The following is an 18,153-nucleotide window of genomic DNA, read 5'->3' on the forward strand; positions in this document are numbered from 1 at the left end:
GCGCGATGCAGGATGGACGCACGACCTTATCGAAGTTCCTGATCGACACGCTGGACCGCAAGCCGGGTCCGGAAGCCGCGAGCGGCCTGTCCGCGCTTCTCATCGACGTGGCCGCATCGATCAAGACGATCGCCGCCGCATTGACGCGCGGCGCGCTGGGCGGACAGCACGGCTCGGCGCAATCGGTCAACACGCATGGCGAGGAACAGAAGAAGCTCGACCTCGTGACCAACGATATCTTCCTGCAACACTGCGAGTGGGACGGTCTGCTCGCGGGCATGGTGTCGGAAGAGATGGAGCGCGTCTATGCGATTCCCGAGCCGTATCCGCGCGGCGAGTATCTGCTCGCGTTCGATCCGCTCGATGGCTCGTCGAACATCGATATCAACGGCGTGGTCGGCTCGATCTTCTCCGTGCTCAGACGCGTCGGCGATGAAAGCGGCCCGCCGGACGACGCATCGTTTCTGCGCCCCGGACGCGAACAGGTCGCGGCGGGCTATGCGATCTACGGACCATCGACGATGCTCGTGCTCTCCGTCGGCAACGGCACGCACGGTTTCACGCTGGAACGCGATGTCGGCAATTTCGTGCTCACGCATTCCGATATCCGCATTCCCGAGGATTCGTGCGAGTTCGCGATCAACGCTTCGAACGAGCGCTTCTGGGAACCGCCCGTGCGCCGCTACGTGCAGGAATGCAAGGATGGCCGCACGGGTTGCCGCGCGCAGGACTTCAACATGCGATGGATCGCGTCGATGGTCGCGGAAGTGCATCGCATCCTCATGCGCGGCGGCGTGTTCATGTACCCGCGCGACTTCAAGACGCCCGAGATGGAAGGACGCCTGCGTCTGCTCTACGAAGCGAGCCCGATGAGCTTCATCGTCGAGCAGGCGGGCGGGCTGTCGATCACGGGACGCGAGCGCATTCTCGATGTCGAACCCGAAGCATTGCATCAGCGCGTGCCGGTGATTCTCGGCTCGCGCAATGAAGTCGAACGCATTCAGCGCTATCACGGCGAATACGATCGCGGCGAGGACAAGCCGTTCACGTCGCCGCTGTTCAAGGAACGTTCATTGTTCCTGCCGGAGACGGAAGCGTAGAAACGCATCTGAAACAGCGCTCATTACATAAACACCAGGGAGGCAGCGCATGTCAGTCAAGCATCCGATCGTCGCGGTGACCGGCTCCAGCGGCGCCGGCACCACCACCGTCATGAAGAGCTTCACGCATATCTTCAGGCGCGAAAAAATCAATGCGCAGATCGTCGAAGGCGATGCGTTTCATCGTTACGATCGTCTCGGCATGCGCGAAGCGATGAAGCAGAGCGAGCGCGACGGCCGCGTCAATTTCAGCCACTTCGGGCCGGAAGCGAATCTGCTCGAAGAACTCGAATCCTTGTTCGATACCTACGGCCGCACGGGCGGCGGCCAGTTTCGCCACTACGTGCACGATGAAGGCGAAGGCGCGCAGTACAAACAGGACGCGGGCACCTTCACGCCGTGGGAGGACGTCACGCCAGGCACCGACATGATGTTCTACGAGGGCCTGCACGGCGGCGCCGTCACCGACAAGGTCGATATCGCGCGCCATGCGGATCTGCTCGTCGGCGTCGTGCCGATCATCAATCTCGAATGGATTCAGAAGCTGCATCGCGACCAGACGATGCGCGGTTATTCGCACGAGGCCGTAGTCGATACGATCCTGCGCCGCATGCCCGATTACGTGAACTACATCTGTCCGCAGTTCTCGCGCACGCATGTGAATTTTCAGCGCGTGCCGACCGTGGATACGTCGAACCCGTTCACCGCGCGCGAGATTCCGCAGCCTGACGAGAGCTTCGTCGTGATCCGCTTCGCGAAGCCGAAGGGCATCGACTTTCCCTATCTGCTGACGATGCTGCACGACTCGTTCATGTCGCGGCCGAATGTGATCGTCGTGCCCGGCGGCAAGATGGGTCTCGCGATGCAGCTCATCTTCACGCCGATGATTCTGCAACTACGCGACCGACGCGCGCGCGCCTAGAAAGATTTCTCATCTTGTATCAAAGGAGGCATCTCATGAATGCCGTCGCTGAAGCTTTGCCCAGACTTCATCGCTCACCCGATACGCGACAGATGGCGAATGCGCTGCGCATGCTCGCCGTCGATGCCGTGAGCCAGGCGAACTCCGGGCATCCCGGCATGCCGATGGGCATGGCGGAGATCGCGGTCGCGCTGTGGGCGCGTCATCTGAAGCACAATCCCGCCGATCCGGACTGGCCGGATCGCGACCGCTTCGTGCTGTCGAACGGTCATGGCTCGATGCTGCTCTATGCGCTGCTGCATCTGAGCGGCTATGACTTGTCCATCGACGAGATCAGGCGCTTTCGCCAGATGGGCAGCAAGACGCCGGGGCATCCTGAAGTGGGCGTGACGCCCGGCGTCGAAACGACGACCGGGCCGCTCGGTCAGGGCCTGACGAATGCGGTCGGCATGGCGCTCGCCGAGGCTCTGCTCGCGCGCGAATTCAATCGGCCGGGGCATGAGATCGTCGATCATCGCACGTATGTTTTCGTGGGCGATGGCTGTCTGATGGAAGGCGTGTCGCATGAAGCGGCGTCGCTCGCGGGCACGTTGCGGCTCGGCAAGCTCACCGTGCTCTATGACGACAACGGCATTTCGATCGATGGCCATGTCGATGGCTGGTTCACCGACGACACCCCGAAGCGCTTCGAATCGTACGGCTGGCAAGTCGTGCGCGCGGTCGATGGCCACGATGTCGAAGACGTGTCGCGCGCGTTGCAGGAAGCGCGCGAGTCGGATCGTCCGACCTTGATCTGCTGCAAGACGGTGATCGGCCTGGGCGCGCCCAGCATGGCCGGCACGCACGACGTGCACGGCGCGCCGCTTCCCGCCGACGAAGTCGAAGCGACGCGCCGCGCGCTCGACTTGACGCATGCGCCCTTCGAGATTCCGTCATCGGTTCGCGCGCTTTGGGACGCCCGCGAGGCGGGCGCGACCGCGCAGGAAGCGTGGAATCGCCGCATGGACGCGTATCGTCGTGTGTCTCCGGATGAGGCCGCCGAGTTCGAGCGTCGTGTGCGCGGCGCGCTGCCCGCGAACTGGCGTGATATGGCGCATGCGCTCGTGCGCGATGCGGATCGCGCGCGGCAAACAATCGCGACGCGCAAGGCATCGCAACTCGCAATCGAAGGCCTTGCGCGCGCGTTGCCCGAACTGCTGGGCGGCTCGGCCGATCTGACCGGATCGAATCTCACCCGCTGGAAGGATGCGGTGGATGTGAGCGCAGCGCCCGAGAAGGGCAACTACATCCGCTTTGGCGTGCGCGAGTTCGGCATGAGTGCGGTGCTGAACGGCGTCGCGCTGCATCGCGGCTATCTGCCGTTCGGCGGAACCTTCCTCACGTTTTCCGACTACTCGCGCAACGCGCTGCGTATGGCCGCGCTCATGAAAGCACGCGTGGTGTTCGTCTTTACGCACGATTCGATCGGCCTTGGCGAAGACGGTCCGACGCATCAGCCGATCGAACATGCCGCGACCCTGCGCATGATTCCGGGCCTCGACGTATGGCGTCCCTGCGATACGGTCGAAACGATGCAGGCATGGGTGAGCGCGGTCGAGCGCGACCGGCCTTCGTGTCTACTGCTGTCGCGCCAGAACCTGCCCTTCGTGCAGCGCGATGAAGCGCAGATCGATGGCATCGAGCGCGGCGGCTACGTACTTCTCGACTGGCCATCGACATGCGAACGCGATGCGCGCCGCGTCGTCTTGATCGCGACCGGCTCGGAAGTGGCGCTTGCGCTCGCGGCCGTCGAGCCGCTGAAGGAAGAGGGCATTCTCGCGCGTGTCGTGTCGATGCCATCGACGACCGTGTTCGATCGCCAGTGCAAAGTGTGGCGTGAACGCGTGATGCCCGAAGGCGTGCCGCGTGTCGCCATCGAGGCGGGCGTCACGGCGTTCTGGCGGCAGTACGTCGGATTGAAAGGCGGCGTGATCGGCATCGATCGCTTCGGCGAATCCGCGCCCGCGAGCGAATTGTTCGCGCACTTCGGCGTGACGACCGCGGCGCTCGTCGATGAAGCGCGCCGCGTGGCGGCCTGAATTTTCGCACCCTGCATGGAGACATCACGATGGCTTTCATCGCATTGAGACAGTTGCTGGATCACGCGGCGGAGCACGCTTACGGCGTGCCGGCCTTCAACGTCAACAACATGGAGCAGGTTCACGCGATCATGCAGGCGGCCGAGGCGACGAAGAGCCCGGTGATCCTGCAGGCGTCGGCGGGCGCGCGCAAGTATGCGGGCGAGCCGTATCTGCGGCATCTGGTGCTTGCGGCCGTCGAGGCGCATCCGGATATTCCGGTGGTCCTGCATCAGGATCATGGCGCGAGCCCGTCCGTTTGCCAGCAGGCGATACGCTCGGGCTTCACGTCGGTGATGATGGATGGCTCGCTCATGCCCGATCAGAAAACGCCCGCCGAGTACGAGTACAACGTGGAGGTGAGCCGGCGCGTCGTGGAGGCGGCGCATTCCGTGGGCGTGTCGGTGGAAGGCGAGCTGGGCTGTCTCGGATCGCTGGAGACGGGGCGCGCGGGCGAGGAAGATGGCGTCGGCGCGGAAGGTACGTTGAGTCACGATCGATTGCTGACCGACCCCGACGAAGCGCGGGCGTTCGTCGAAGCGACGGGCATCGATGCGCTCGCGATCGCCATCGGCACCTCGCACGGCGCGTACAAGTTCAGCCGTCAGCCGACGGGCGATATCCTCGCGATCGATCGCATCGCCGAGATTCACGCGCGCATTCCGGACACGCATCTCGTGATGCACGGGTCTTCGTCGGTGCCGCAGGAATGGCTTGCGATCATTCGCGAGCACGGCGGCGAAATTCCGGCGACGTTCGGCGTGCCGGTGGAGGAAATTCGGCGCGGCATCGCGAACGGCGTGAGGAAGGTGAACATCGACACGGATATCCGCCTCGCGATGACCGGCGCGATGCGCAGGGCGATGGCGTCGGCGAAGTCGGAGTTCGATCCCCGGCATGCGCTGAAAGCGGCGACGGCGGCGGCGCGGGACTTGTGTATCGAGCGATTCGAGGCGTTCGGGTGCGCGGGACACGGGGATCGGATTAGGCCGATGGCGCTGGAGGCGATGGCGAAGCGATATCACTGAGGGAGCGCCGCTCGTTGGTTTGGGACGGGCGGCGCTGGGTCAGGCGGGGATCGTGGCGTCAAGGTATTCGGAGAGTTCGCTGTCGACTGTCAGAAATCTGAGCACTTCCGTTCGCGCCTGCGCGACTAACAGACGGTCGAACGGATCGCGATGCAGATCAGGCATGTTTCGCACTGCGAGAGCATGTTTGAGTTGGACCGGAAGCACGATGACCGGCTGATCGTCCAGTTCGTCGATCGCGCGTTCGCCGTTTGGCTCCAGTTTGCCGCGTGCGGACTTGATCGACAGTTCCCAGATGCTGGCCGTGCTCACGAAAACCTGGTCGGCCTCGGCGATTAGCTCGCGAAAGTCGGTCGGCATTCTGCGGTCCTTCGCAACACTCCAGATGTAGACGTGTGTATCGAGCAGTAAGCGAATCATCGGCTCTTGGGCGCAGGATCGGCGTCGTAGATCCGGGGTTTGTAAAACTCCGCATTGATGTCGTCGGGTAAGGGTTTGACCAAGTCATCTTCAAGCACGCTTTCGTCGTCGACGTATCCGATGATCATTGAGCCCACCGCTTCGGGATCGCCATGGGAGAGATTTCCGACAGCCTTAACGCGGCGTAGCAATGCCGGATGCTCACCGCCGATAGCAACTTCTTTCCCCTGCGCCACCAGTTCCAGCACCTTCTGCAAGTCCTTCTGCGCTTCTTCGACACTAAAGATATACACGATTACTCCGGATAACTAACAAGAGTTTCCATGCTATCCGAGTCCGACCTACCCGCCAATATGCCGAACGGCCAACCCAGCAAATTGGGAGCTATCTCATGCCCACAGAATCTCCGACCGCGGAACTCGGCGCGACAGCGTCCGCGTTCAAGCTGCCCGCGACCGACGGCCAGACTTACACGCCCGACTCGCTGAAGGGCGCGAACGGTCTCGTCATCGTGTTCATGTGCAATCACTGCCCTTACGTGAAGGCCGCGATGCCGAATCTGATCCGCGATGCGCAGGCGCTGAAGGAAATCGGCGTCAACGTGGCGGGCATCAATTCGAACGACGCGACCGTCTACACCGACGATGCATTCGATCGCATGGTCGCGCTCACGAAAGAATGGAACCTCCCGTTCCCCTATCTGCACGATGAAACGCAGGAGATCGCACGAGCCTACGGCGCGGTCTGCACGCCGGAATGCTTCGGCTTCGACCGCGATCTGCGGTTGAGATATCGCGGGCGGATCGACGCATCGCGCAAGGAAGCCTTGCCCGACGCGCGCCGCGATCTGTTCGAAGCGATGCGCGCGATAGCCGCAAACGGCGAAGCGCCCGAGGCGCAATACCCGGCGCTCGGATGCTCGATCAAATGGAAGCCCTAGCTCTTCTTTTTCGTGCTGCCGGGCGCATGCCACGCCATCAGATCCTCGTCCGGCCGATCGACTTCGCATCCCCAGTCGAGCGGCTGATCCTGATCGAAGCGCTTGCCTAGCTGCCAGGCGATCTCCGCGCGCGCAAGCTGCACGCCGAGATAGAACGCATGACCGCCATCGTTCTCGACCTTGAGCTCGGGATAGAGCGCGAACGGATCGATCGCGACATGATGACCATCGCGGTTATAGACATGAATGCCATCCGCCGATACCTGCACGCGAAAATTCGGATCGCGTATCGCGGCGGCGAGGGCGGCGATCTCGTCGGCATCGTACGGAAAAGGCCGCTTCGCATGCAGCGCCGACAGATCGGCGGAAATGCCTTTGGGCAGCGTCTGCGTTTCGCGTGCGGCATGCATCACGCGGCGCGCGACATCGGCTTCGCGAACGGCGCGCCTTGCATGAAGACTCACCGAAGTCGTCAACACGGCAGCGATGCGCAATTCCGCCGCCATGCCGAACAGCACCGCGTTGATGCCGCTCGTGTCCGCCTCGGTCAGCTCGGTCACGTTGCCGACGCCCATCATGATCGGCACATCGGGATAGCGTTCGCGCAACGACACGTAACGCGCGATGGACGCCGCGAGCCCGAACGGAATCGGATCGAGAATCGGGTCGGCGAGAAAGGGTCGGCCGCGCTTCGTCATCGCTTCGATGGCGGCATCGAGCGAGGCGACATCGGCGGGTTCGCGCGGCACGAGAATCGGCGTCGAGGCGATTTCATCCGCGATCCACAACGTGTCGGCGTTGAGGCTCATCACGTAGTCCGCGCCCGCGCGTCCGCCGCGCACGAGCTCTTCGTCGCGCATCGAATCGACGCTCACGCGATAGCCTTGCTCCTTCAGCATCGCAACCGCATCTTCGAGATGCGGAAAGGCCGTCTCCGGCAGGCAGCCGACATCGATTACATCGGCGCCCTGACGCTTGTATTCGCGCGCGCGCGCCGCGATGCCGTCGAGATCGAGGCGCGGCGCATCGACGATCTCCGCGAAGATTTCCGTCTCGTACCGCGACAGGTCCACATGCCGCGCCTCGCGCCCGAAAAACTGCGGCAAGTCCTTCACTTCCTCGGGGCCGCGTTCGACCGTCACGCCGTAATGGGCGGTGAGGGCATCGAGATCGCCACGGCATCGGCCAGGCACGATCATGCGGCTCGTGCGTTCGCTCAAAGGCGTTTCGACGCGTCGACGGATCATGTCGGCGGTCATCAGTCCCGCGACCTGCAGACCGATCTCGCGGACTTCCCACGTGAAGGGCGATCCGGCGGCGGCGGGCGCGATGCTTTCGAGTACCTGATGAAGGCTCAACTGCGCGAGCCGCCCCGTCAGGAAGACGATGTGTTCCATGCGAGCTTCAGGTCCGACAGGCGTTGATCGAGCGCGGCCCTGAGATCGTCGAGCGAGCGGGCCACGGTGGTATGCGCGAAGCGCGCGAGCCGCTCGACGTTCTCGAACTCGATCGCGCGCGGCCTCACTTCGACCCATTCGTGCGGGGTCTGCGTGATGACGCTCGGCGCGGTATCGCATGCGAATACGATGCCCGGCACGCATTGCTTGCCGGCTTGCGCATAGAGATTGGTGGGCAAGGTGTCGGAGATGCCTAACGCACATTTGGCGACGGTATTGCTCGTCGCGGGCGCGATCACGACCGTGTGATATTCGCCGTGATAGATCATGCCGACGGGCACGCTGCTCGCGCTGTTGTCCCGAAACACCTTGAAGTGCTCGCGCAGCTTGGCGAGCGTCCAGCCGTAGAGCGGCAAAACCTCCTCGCCGGCAGCGGATAGAAACAGATCGACGCTGGGAAGCTGCCGTGCAAGCGCGATCGACTCCTCCAGCATATGGCCGGAGCCGGTCACGCACCACGCGAAGCGCGCGTCGGGCTTGAACTCGTCGAGCCGGCGGGCGGGCGTGGGTTCCGTCATGCGTCGGGCGTGTCGTGCGACAGGCGAATATGCAGGCGATGCATCTTCCGGTACAGCGTATTGCGGCTGATGCCGAGCACTTTCGCGACATTGCTCACGTTCCAGCGATGCTCGTCGAGCAATTGCAGCACGGTCTCGCGCTCCTTCACCTGAATGGCGTTGAGCGACGATGTATCGGCGTCTTCGGTCAGATGCGGCGCCGGCGCAACCGGTGCGCGCGCCGTAGTCTGCGCGATCGGTGCGGCGCCGTTCACGATCTCCGCCGGCAGATGCGCGCAGCGGATCTCAGGGCCGTCGCAGAGCGCGATCGCCATTTGCAGCACATGCCGCAACTGGCGGATGTTGCCCGGCCACGGATACGACAGCAGCGCCTGCCGCGCTTCGGCGGAGAGCGCGGGGGGATCGTCGGATTCGGTTTCGAGAATATGCGCGATGAGCGCGAGCGCATCGGCGCGTTCGCGCAGCGGCGGCAGATTGATCTCGATCCCGTTCAGCCGGTAATACAGGTCCTCGCGGAACATGCCCGTCTGCACGAGTTCGACGAGATTGCGGTGGCTCGCGCTGATCAACTGAAAATCCACCTTCACGATGGTTTCCGCTCCGAGCGGCGTGACTTCGTGCTCTTCGAGCACGCGCAGCAGACGCGCCTGCAAGGTGAGCGGCATGTCGCCGATTTCATCGAGAAAGAGCGTGCCGCCGTTCGCCTGCACGATCTTGCCGCGCCGTCCTTCGCGCTGCGCGCCGGTGAATGCGCCCGCGCGATAACCGAACAACTCGCTTTCGATCAGATTCTCCGGCAGCGACGCGCAGTTCACCGCGACGAACGGACCCGTGCCGTTCGGGCTGATGCTGTGCAGCGCATTGGCGAACACTTCCTTGCCGGTGCCGGTCTGGCCGCGAAGGATGATCGGAATCTTGCGCTGGATCACGCGCGCCGCGAGCTGGATTTGCGACGCCATGCGCGGATCGCCGAATTCCAGATGCGCGAGCTTGTCGAGACGGCCGGCCGTGGCGGTCTCGCGCATGTCCTTCTTCGGCGCCTTCGGGCGCGCGGCGGGCGCGGACAGGTCGCGCGAGACGGGATCGTTCATCAGGATGCGCGTCGCGCCGCTGCCGCCTTCGCGCGGCGTCTGCGCGGTGAGGAAGAAGCGGCTGTTCGCCTTCGCGCTATAGACCGTCACGGGATGGAACGAGCCGCGGATGCTGCGCGCGATCATGTCCTCGAGCGATGCATTGAACGCTTCCTCGATGCGCTTGCCGCACAATTCGGCCGGCGAGCGCAGATCGAGCTGGAAGAGCGCGCTGCGGCTTGCGGCGAGCACGACGCCATCGTCGCTGACGGCGAGCTTGCCCGCGTGCAGCGTGCCGACGAACTCGGGGCGGCTATGGAAGTGGATCATGTTCGCGTGCCGGTAGCGCGCATCGATCAGACGATTTTCGATCATCTGTCGCGACATGCCGACGAGCACGAGCGAATGCTGTTGCAGGAGCTTCGAGCGGCTCGTCACGTCGAGCACGCCGACGACGGTGCCGCGTTCGTCGAAGATCGGCGCGGCCGAGCAGGTGAGCGACGTATAGCGCGGATAGAAGTGCTCGTGCTGGCATACGGCGATGCAATCGCGCTCGATGAGGCACGTGCCCATGCCGTTGGTCCCGGCTTCGCGCTCGCTCCACAGCGCGCCGACGCGCAGGCCATCGGCCGCGACCGCTTCGCCGAACGGCACCGACGACACCTGATGCACGATGACGCCGTCCGCATCGACGAGCACGACGGCGAGTTCCGGGTCGGCGAGCTGCTGATACAAGGTCGTCATTTCCAGCTTCGAGCACGCGATGAGATCGGTCGCGGCTTCGCGGCGATCGTTGAGCTCGTGCTGCGTGAGCACGGGCGGCATGACGAAGCGGCCCGGATCGAGCCTGAATTCCGTGAGGCACCGCAGCCACGATTGCGCGACCGAATCGCTGGCGCGGCGTGCGGCCAGCGGATTATTGACGATGTTCAGCACTTCCCGGACATGCGTGTCTACGTCAGCAAGCGACGACATGGGGGCAAGTCTCCGTTGCGCCGCGTTCCGGTGCGCGCGTGTCGCGCGGCCGTCCGGCGCCGAATCTGTTGTGTTTTACGCTGGCGCTGCGGCTTTCTCTGCCTGTTTCGATTTCGCGGATATTTCCGCTCGCAGGCGCGCCTCGTGGCCGGGTGGTCGGGATGGTTCAGGTGCTGTCTGGGACCCGATCCGGCCCGGTTCTCAAAAACTTTACATCCTTAGACGCGTAGGTTCAATAAGTAGTCGCATAGAGTAGGGCGAACTTGCCCGGTTTTTGCTTGCAGCTTACGGATGACTTCGGCGATGGGCGTCGGAGGTTCTTTAGGGCCGCTTTGCGCGGCGATGAGCATATGGGCCGATTCGAACCGATTCGCGAAGCTGTTTATGTTGCGCCGCAACCTGCTATTGCCGATGGGCGTGCGGGCGGTGCGATGGATATCGTGTATATCGAGGGACTCACGGGGCAGACCGTTATCGGCATCGATACGAGCGAGCTGCATGATCCGCAGCCGGTGCGGCTCAGTCTCGCGATTGGCGTGCCCTCGATTCGCGCTTGCGTGACCGATCGGATCGAAGATACGGTGAATTATGCGGCAGTGCGGGAGGCGATTCTTTCGCTGCTTGCGTCGCATGGGTTGCAGTTGCTTGAGGCGCTGGCGGAGCGCATCGCGCAACTGGTCATCGCGGATTTTGGCGCGCATTGGGTGCGGGTCGAGCTTGCCAAGCCCGCGAAGTTTGATGATGTCGAGGCTGTGGGGGTTGTGATCGAGCGGCGACGGGGTGTTGTCGATGGTCGGGGTGGGGGTGGGGGTGGGTCCGTTAGTCTTGCATGGATTGGGCGGGGGTATGTGCCGGGGTGACGTTTTGGTTTTGGTCGCTGGGTCCCGTGTTCGTGTCGGTCTATTAGCACTGCCCCTCCCCGGGGCGGGGGTCACTTTCTTTGCTGCTGCAAAGAAAGTAACCAAAGAAAGCAGCCTCTCACCGCCCGCGGTCACACGCACGTTGGCCATGCTTGCCAGCCCGCGGTGGCCCTCGCCTAAGTGTCGCCTTCGTAGGCCCAATCGGGCTTGGCTCGCGCACGGTCTGCCGCACCAAATGTTTTAGCGCACTGGTTCAGCACCAAAGAGCTTCGGCACAGCGCTACGCGCTGCCGTTGGGTATGCGAGGGAAACCGTCGAGGAAGAAGCGCGCGCGCACCCGATTGACCCATCGGCCGCGAAGCGGGCCGGAGCTATTTGGTGCTGAACCAGTTTGTTCTGTGGTGCGATGTGTCAGACCGTGCGCGGTCCAAGCCCTTGTCTGCTTGTGGGGGCACTCGCTACTGCCGGGCCATTAGGCCAATCGTCTGTGCCGCGGCCGGTGTGAAGTGCTTAGGCTGGGGATAGCTGTTTCTTTGGTTACTTTCTTTGCAGCAGCAAAGAAAGTGACTGCCGCCCCGCATAGGGGCAACGCTAATAGACCGACGCGAAATCAGGATTTCACGAAACGCGGGACCCGGCAAAAACAAACCAAATCACTTCGCCGCAGCTTTCTGAATCCCGCAAGCCCTATAAGCATCCCTCTGCAACTCGCGAAACTTCCTGGTCTGAGCCTTAGCCCGATCGACACGAAACTCCGCCCCACCTTCCCCACCTAAAGCCGCGTATTTAGAAAACGTAGACTGCTCGACGTAGTCGTCATAAGGCAACACCTCAGCGATCTTGTCGATCGCACAAGAGCACTTATACACGTTGGCGAAATCGTGCCCATTGTCGTCCATGCATCCGAGGACATATTCCACGCGCCCTTCGGTCGGATAATCGTGACTCTTGGCGGGCGCGCCACCCCCGGTACCCGTCGCGGCGATCGACAGCGGCGAAATCAGCGAGAGGCAGGTGAGCACCGTCAACGCGCAGCAACGTGGGGTCATGCGATAAGCCTCGTAGTTGTATTAATCCAGATCGGCCGGCACGCAAACAACAGCTCCGTACCGGCCACGCTCCGCTTCAGTCCGGCGAGAACGGATGCGACATCGTTCCCTTCTTCGATACTACCTCTTGCGCCGACGGCTCGCCCGCCACCGCACGCGCGAGCGCTTCCTTCGTCGCCTGATAGTTGAAGTCGTGGATCTTCTGGTCGTCGTCCGCCTCCCAGTGGATGAACACGCCGACGCAGATGAACAGGTCGTCGGCTTCATCGGCGGGAATGACGCCGCCTTCCACACTATCGGCGACAGCCATCGCCACCGCGCGCTGCGCCGGGCCGAACATCTGCACCGCCTGTTTCGCGCCCTTGATCGTCACCTTGTTGAATAGAATCGTGTTCGGCTTGGTCAGGAGATTCGGCGCGACCACCGCGAGCAGCGACGTGAAGCCATCCTTGTTGTTCGTGAGCGCGTGGCAGAACGCGGTCTCGGCAGCGGAACCTCGCGGTCCGATGATCAAGTCGATGTGCGCGACTTCGTTGCCATCGCCGACGAGCGACTCTCCTACCATGACGCGGTTGATCTTGGCCATGCTGTTCCTCCAGTGATGTGTGGTTCCAGGGACTAGCGACTTGCTCTCGACTCGCGACGGTAAGAATCAAAGCCGCGCAAGGCTCGCGGTTCGGCCGGCGTTCCGATCCGACCGCTCAACCGCGAAACTCCTAACATGTTCCGTGCCAATTTTTTGTCCGCGCGGGCAGACTTCATGCATTCATCGCCGATATCACCAGCCCGACAAAGAGCGTCGCCACCGCGAGGTCCGCGCTCGTGCCCGGATTGATGCCGCGCGCCTTCAGTTCGGCATCCCAGTCATCGAGCGCCGGCGATTCGACAGGACTGCCCGCCGAGCGCCAGTTCGCGCGATGCCGCACCGCGTCGCGGGTGACACTTTGCGCCACCGCCACGCCCTGCTTGCGCACTATGTGCGAATCGGGCCAGCCGGAGAGAAACGCGAGGAACGCGTCGAGCATCGCGCGATGCTCCGTCGACGCCGTGACCGGGCCCGCCGCGCCGAATACATCGGCGAAACCGTTCTCATATTGACGCGCGATGCTGTCGCGATCCGCCGCGAGCGTCATCGCCGCGCGCAAGGTCACGGTCGGCGGCGCGTGGACGGGCTGCTCGGGCGCGTCGCCCAGGCCGCCCGGATTCGCGAGCGCAATCGCACGATAGGCAAGGCGCGCATCGTCGATGTCCAGCTCCGCGAGCACGCGTTCCGTCGCCCGATGCCAGCGCGCCGCATCGACGGATTCGTGCGCATCGAAAGACTCCAGCGCGGCGCACAAGGGCGCGGCGAGCAGCACGATGCCGAGATTCGTATTGCAGCCGGCCGCATCGAAGGTGCGGCGCACGGCGTCGAGAATGCGCGCGCCCACGCGTGCATGCGGCGTGAAGAGGCCCGCCGCCGCCGCGCCCGCGCTCGCGATGAATTGCGCCGACGTCATGCCGTGCCCCGCGCTCGCGACGCTCACGTTGCCGGGCTTTCTCGTCTCGACGTCGAGGCGGCACGCGCGCAGGAACGCGGTGCGCGCGCGCCCGGCGAGCGGTGCGTCAGAAGCGTTCATTGCCGCTGGCGAGCGCGAGCGCGCCTTTCGATGCGGGCAGCTTGCGATCGAGCAGATCGTCGACGATGAGCGCCGCGATATCGACCGGCGTCACCGTTTGCAGGCCGCGCCACGCCGCCACGCCGTTCACTTCGAGCACGACCGGCCGCCCGCCCTCCGAGGCAATCAGATCGACGCCCGCGTAATCGAGCCCGAGCGCCGCCGTCGCGCGCACGGCGATGTCCGCGAGCGCGGGCGACAGTTCCGCCGCCTCGCAGCGCGCGCCACGTGCGAAGTTGTGAATCCAGTCCTCGCCGCCGACGCGCTTCATCGCCGCCACCGCCCGACCGCCGATTACGAGCACGCGCCAGTCGAAGCCGGGCGCGCCTGCATCGACATAGCGCTGGAGATAGGCGACCTGACTGAACGACTTGAGCGACGGCAATTTCAAGCCGGGTTTCTTCAGCCCCTTGCCCTGCGAACCGAAGAGCGGCTTCATCACGACCTGACGGCCCGCGGCCGCTTCGCGCATCAGGACGCGCTGCGCATGTGCCGGGGATTCGCCGGCCCACGTCGCGGGCGTCGGCACGCCGTAGCGATTGAGCAGGAAGCTCGTCATCGATTTGTCGACGCTGCGCTCGATCGCGCGCGCATCGTTATAGACGGGCACGCCGCATTCGCGCAGCGCGTGCAGGATGCCGAGGCGCAGCGTCACCTGCTCGAAGGTGCCGCCCGCGATGCCTCGTACCAATACCGCATCGGGCAGCGTGTGACCGAAGCCGGGAATCGCGAGGCCGTGCGGCTTCCATGTCGTGTCGATGCGGCAATCCGCGAGATCGACGCAGCGCGCCTCCACATCGCGCGCGCGGAAGGCTTTTTTGAGGCGGCCGGTGTGCCAGCCGGTTTCGTCGGTCATGATCGCCACACGCAATGCCGGCACGCTCATGACGCGCTCCATTGCTTCTCCAGCAGCGCGTTATCGACCTTGCCGCCGTGATATGTCGCGCCGCTTTCCAGGCTCGACACCCACACTTCGGCGGGCGCGAACAGCGCCGGGTCGATCTGATAGAAGTCGTAGTTGAACGACGTGAAGATGTCGGCGAACGGACGGCCATAGTCGCGCGCATTCGACGACGGCAATTCGGCCGCAAGGCGCTTCGCGACGGCATCGCCCTTCACGGTCAGATGCACGCGGCCGCCGTAGAGAATCGCGTCGTTGGTGCGGCCCATAGCGGCAATGCCGTCGGGCGCGGGCGGCGGAAGCGGCGCGCTGCCGCTGCCTTCGACGATTTCCGCGAGATCGACGCCCAGCACGTGCGTCTTGTGCAGCGCAACTTCAACGACGCGCGCAACGACCTGCACCGTGCCCGCCACAGACTGTGTCGGCGTCACGGCGATCACGAGACGCTCCGGCGCGAGGCCGCAATCGTTGAGCACCTTGTCGATGACGACCTGCGGCGGCAGACGATCCACCTCCATCACGAGCGCGCCGCGATCGTGCCGGTCGCGATAACCGAGTTCGTCGAACAGCGGCTCCTTGCGCGCGAGCGCGCGCGCCGGCCCCGAACCGAGCGAGAAGAATTTCTTGCCGCCCGTCTGTTCCTTGGTCGCCGAAAGGCTCCAGCCCGCGTACTGGCTCGCGAGACAGGCGAGTACCGGATTGCTCGTATGCACTTCGATGAAAACCGGCCAGAGCGGCGCGCTATCGAGGGAAACGCGCCGCGCCACGCGCCCGAGGCCGCCCATGCAGATGCGCGCGATCAGGATGCCGGCCTCCGCGCTGCCTTTGGCGTTCACGCCTGCATCGACGATCACGGTGCCGCCGTCCGTGCGCGTCACATCGACGTGAAGGCGCGCGGCATCGTCGATGAGACGCGCGACGAGCCGCTCGCTCGATGCGTTGACGCTCATCGCGGCGTCGGCCTGGAAAGTTGAAGTCATGGTCTGGATAAAGTGTCGATGCGTTGCAGGAGGCGCGCGTGCTCGCGGTCCAGCGCGTCGCGCAAGTCGGAGAACGCGGGCGCGGACACGGTCATCGTGCAGACCGGCTGGCCCACATCGATGCGCGCGCCGACGAGCGGCACGTCGTGGCACGCGGGGTCGTCGAAACATGCGTCGCTGAACGCGGGCGATGCGGTAAAGCCTTCGTGCGCGAACACGACGCGCTGCCCCGCATGAAGCGTCGGCGTGTGCGCGGCCGTGTCGGGCGCGTGCGGCAGCTCGCCGTGCAGACACGCGTCCAGATGCGCGCCGATCAATCCGCGCGGCCACGCGTCGGGCCAGGCGGCTTCGTAAAGCGCCATCGTCGAGGACGGGCGCGTGTTGATTTCGAGCACGCTGAACGTGTCGCCGTCGAGCAGGAAGTCGATGCTGTTGAGACCGGTCAGGTCCGTTTGCCAGACAATTCTGTCGATGGCCTCGACGATGCGCGCCGCGATCTGACGCGGCAAGCGCACCGGCCCGAGCGAGCCCGCGTGCACGAAGGGCAGGCGTCCCGCTGCGACCGTCAGTTGCTCCGCAAAGCCGATCACCGTGGCCTCGCGATGCGCGGCGACGAAAAGCGCGGACATCGAACGGCCTTGCGCGAGGCGCTGAAAATACGCATCGGCGGGTAAGTGCCCGACTTCATCGGCCCATTCGATATGCGTGCCGCCGCAACCGTCGGAGCGCTTGACGAGCCACCCGTGGCGATCGTCGGGAGGCGTGTAGCGCACGTCCGGATGCGCGATGTGCGCCTCGTCGAGCAACGCGAAAAAGCGCCGCGGATCGCGCACCGCCGCCGCCTGCGCCCCGTTGCCGATGAAACGCGGCACGCGCGGCGCGCGCGCGAGTTCGCCCGCGAGCGATTCGAGGCCGCCCGTCACGATGAGGCCGAGCATACGCGGCAGGCGCGCCGCGCGTTCGAGCGCATCGTAGAGACGCGCGCGATCGATCGACAGACCATTGCCGCCGATATCGAACCACATGCCCGCGTGCTCGCGCGTGTCGCGGTCGCCGAAGATATCGAGCGCGACGACATTGAGCCCCGCGCGCGCCGCCGATTGCGCGACGAGCCGCGCCGACAGTCCCGCGACGGCGACGCGCGGCGCGCGGGCGGCATCGGCGGGTGTCATGAGCTTTGTCCGGCGACGATCGCGCGGGCTTCGTCGAATGCTTCCGGAAAGCCGAGATAAACGGGCTTGCCGCCCGTGCGCATACGCAAAAAGAGCCGATGCTCGGCCTGATATTTCACGTTGCCGATCGCGAGCGCGCCGATGCCGACGGCGTCCTGGCGCGCCGCGCCCGCGAGCGGCTTGCCGTCGTCCATCACGTTGACGCCGGCGATGCCTTCGGGCGGCACGGCGTTGACATCGGCGGCGATCAGGAGGTTCTTCGCGTGTGCGAGATCGGCGGACTTCATCACCTGCACGCCCGCGACGGCGGTGGCGAACACCACTTCCGCGCGCGCGAGCTCGCGATGCAACTGATCGGGCGAGCCGGTCGCGACGCCCGAGGTCGCGATATCGAAGCGGCGATTGATTTCGTCGCTCACCTGCGTCGCGCGCGACTGGCTCGAATGGCTCGCGACGGCGACGTCCGCGCCGAGCGATGCGGCCATCGCCGCCGCCACGCGCCCGACTGCGCCCGTGCCGCCGAGTATCAGCACGCGCTTGCCGCCGAGATCGACCGAATGCGCGGCGCGCAGATGCTTTTCCGCGAGCGCGACGAGCGCGGCGGCCGTGGTGTACGCGCCGCTCGGATCGGTGAATACGGAGACTTCGAAGGGCGGGACCATCGCGTTGCGGGCTTTTTCGAGCATGTCGGCGGCGAGCATCACGTCCCGTCCGCCGATGAAGATGCCGGTGCGCGACACGCCCTTCGGCCCGCGCGAGAAGATCGCGTCCTGCGTGAGCTGCACGACGCTGTCCTCATCGACATTGCAGTAGGGCACGAGGATCTGATAGCCCGCGTCGGCGGCCATGTTCACGTCGAACGGGCTCATTTGCGGCGTGCTGGTGAACATGTGCAGGACGTAGGGTCTTTCGGTGGCTTCGGGCATGGCGATGGACTCGTTGGGCGTGTGGGTGTCGAGTTGAATCTGTCGATGCGCGCCGCGTGC

The 18,153-nt window shown here is 64.5% G+C and carries 18 protein-coding genes; 6 read left to right on the plus strand and 12 right to left on the minus strand.

Translation table 11 applies throughout. The annotated features are described in order from the left end of the window. The first annotated feature begins 5 nt into the window (after window positions 1–5). Genes QCE73_RS26235 through fba form a run of 4 tightly spaced genes read left to right on the plus strand, consistent with a single transcriptional unit; the run spans window position 6 to window position 5,167 of the window. On the plus strand, window positions 6–1,100 hold the full coding sequence (locus QCE73_RS26235; protein ID WP_238217315.1) for a class 1 fructose-bisphosphatase: 1,095 nt from the start codon (window positions 6–8) through the stop codon (window positions 1,098–1,100). A gap of 49 nt (window positions 1,101–1,149) precedes the next feature. Beyond that, the gene (locus QCE73_RS26240; protein WP_029672365.1) at window positions 1,150–2,022 is read left to right on the plus strand and encodes a phosphoribulokinase; all 873 of its coding nucleotides are present in this window, start codon (window positions 1,150–1,152) and stop codon (window positions 2,020–2,022) included. A 35-nt stretch (window positions 2,023–2,057) separates the two neighbouring features. After that, window positions 2,058–4,100 carry a transketolase gene (tkt, locus tag QCE73_RS26245; protein WP_309884245.1) on the plus strand — a complete coding sequence of 681 codons (2,043 nt, stop codon included), beginning with the start codon at window positions 2,058–2,060 and terminating at the stop codon, window positions 4,098–4,100. Window positions 4,101–4,129: 29 nt separating this feature from the next. Next, window positions 4,130–5,167, plus strand: coding sequence for a class II fructose-bisphosphate aldolase (fba, locus tag QCE73_RS26250; protein WP_309884246.1), 1,038 nt, complete (start codon window positions 4,130–4,132; stop codon window positions 5,165–5,167). A gap of 39 nt (window positions 5,168–5,206) precedes the next feature. On the opposite strand, the gene QCE73_RS26255 is transcribed toward fba, so the two are convergent. Then, window positions 5,207–5,587 (minus strand): type II toxin-antitoxin system VapC family toxin, encoded by a 381-nt coding sequence (locus QCE73_RS26255; protein WP_309884247.1) that lies wholly within the window; start codon window positions 5,585–5,587, stop codon window positions 5,207–5,209. After that, entirely contained in the window at window positions 5,584–5,880 is a 297-nt protein-coding gene (locus QCE73_RS26260) for a hypothetical protein (RefSeq protein WP_309884248.1), read from the minus strand. The genes QCE73_RS26255 and QCE73_RS26260 overlap by 4 nt, the downstream gene beginning before the upstream one ends. 98 nt (window positions 5,881–5,978) lie before the next feature. Between QCE73_RS26260 and QCE73_RS26265 the strand changes: the two genes are divergently transcribed. Then, on the plus strand, window positions 5,979–6,527 hold the full coding sequence (locus QCE73_RS26265; protein ID WP_309884249.1) for a thioredoxin family protein: 549 nt from the start codon (window positions 5,979–5,981) through the stop codon (window positions 6,525–6,527). Here the strand turns inward: QCE73_RS26265 and QCE73_RS26270 are convergent. The 3 genes from QCE73_RS26270 to QCE73_RS26280 are packed head-to-tail and all read right to left on the minus strand — an operon-like array spanning window position 6,524 to window position 10,547. Next, window positions 6,524–7,924, minus strand: a complete 1,401-nt coding sequence (locus tag QCE73_RS26270) for a DUF6513 domain-containing protein (protein ID WP_309884250.1) — start codon at window positions 7,922–7,924, stop codon at window positions 6,524–6,526. The genes QCE73_RS26265 and QCE73_RS26270 overlap by 4 nt on opposite strands. Next, window positions 7,903–8,502, minus strand: coding sequence for a flavoprotein (locus QCE73_RS26275; protein WP_309884251.1), 600 nt, complete (start codon window positions 8,500–8,502; stop codon window positions 7,903–7,905). The genes QCE73_RS26270 and QCE73_RS26275 overlap by 22 nt, the downstream gene beginning before the upstream one ends. Continuing rightward, window positions 8,499–10,547, minus strand: coding sequence for a sigma-54-dependent Fis family transcriptional regulator (locus QCE73_RS26280; protein WP_309884252.1), 2,049 nt, complete (start codon window positions 10,545–10,547; stop codon window positions 8,499–8,501). The genes QCE73_RS26275 and QCE73_RS26280 overlap by 4 nt, the downstream gene beginning before the upstream one ends. Before the next feature lie 350 nt (window positions 10,548–10,897). Here QCE73_RS26280 and QCE73_RS26285 point away from each other — a divergent pair, with 350 nt between their 5' ends. Beyond that, window positions 10,898–11,407, plus strand: coding sequence for a dihydroneopterin aldolase (locus tag QCE73_RS26285; RefSeq protein WP_309884253.1), 510 nt, complete (start codon window positions 10,898–10,900; stop codon window positions 11,405–11,407). Window positions 11,408–12,060: 653 nt separating this feature from the next. Here QCE73_RS26285 and QCE73_RS26290 read toward each other — a convergent pair. The 7 genes from QCE73_RS26290 to QCE73_RS26320 all read right to left on the minus strand — a co-directional run bounded on the left by QCE73_RS26290 (window position 12,061) and on the right by QCE73_RS26320 (window position 18,093). Continuing rightward, entirely contained in the window at window positions 12,061–12,456 is a 396-nt protein-coding gene (locus QCE73_RS26290) for a hypothetical protein (protein WP_309884254.1), read from the minus strand. Window positions 12,457–12,532: 76 nt separating this feature from the next. After that, window positions 12,533–13,042 carry a formaldehyde-activating enzyme gene (gene fae / locus QCE73_RS26295; RefSeq protein WP_029672354.1) on the minus strand — a complete coding sequence of 170 codons (510 nt, stop codon included), beginning with the start codon at window positions 13,040–13,042 and terminating at the stop codon, window positions 12,533–12,535. Between the two features lie 172 nt (window positions 13,043–13,214). After that, window positions 13,215–14,075 (minus strand): triphosphoribosyl-dephospho-CoA synthase, encoded by an 861-nt coding sequence (locus QCE73_RS26300; protein WP_309884255.1) that lies wholly within the window; start codon window positions 14,073–14,075, stop codon window positions 13,215–13,217. Continuing rightward, entirely contained in the window at window positions 14,062–15,000 is a 939-nt protein-coding gene (locus QCE73_RS26305; protein WP_309884256.1) for a RimK family alpha-L-glutamate ligase, read from the minus strand. Before QCE73_RS26305 ends, QCE73_RS26300 begins: the two co-directional genes overlap by 14 nt. Beyond that, the gene (gene mch / locus QCE73_RS26310; RefSeq protein ID WP_309884257.1) at window positions 14,997–15,995 is read right to left on the minus strand and encodes a methenyltetrahydromethanopterin cyclohydrolase; all 999 of its coding nucleotides are present in this window, start codon (window positions 15,993–15,995) and stop codon (window positions 14,997–14,999) included. The genes QCE73_RS26305 and mch overlap by 4 nt, the downstream gene beginning before the upstream one ends. Beyond that, entirely contained in the window at window positions 15,992–17,167 is a 1,176-nt protein-coding gene (locus tag QCE73_RS26315; RefSeq protein ID WP_309884258.1) for an ATP-grasp domain-containing protein, read from the minus strand. The genes mch and QCE73_RS26315 overlap by 4 nt, the downstream gene beginning before the upstream one ends. After that, window positions 17,164–18,093: an NAD(P)-dependent methylenetetrahydromethanopterin dehydrogenase gene (locus QCE73_RS26320; RefSeq protein ID WP_035510865.1), complete on the minus strand. Its 930-nt coding sequence runs from the start codon at window positions 18,091–18,093 to the stop codon at window positions 17,164–17,166. Before QCE73_RS26320 ends, QCE73_RS26315 begins: the two co-directional genes overlap by 4 nt. Window positions 18,094–18,153: the final 60 nt, after the last annotated feature.

The sequence above is a fragment of the Caballeronia sp. LZ029 genome, assembly GCF_031451275.1.
Lineage (GTDB): Bacteria > Pseudomonadota > Gammaproteobacteria > Burkholderiales > Burkholderiaceae > Caballeronia > Caballeronia jiangsuensis.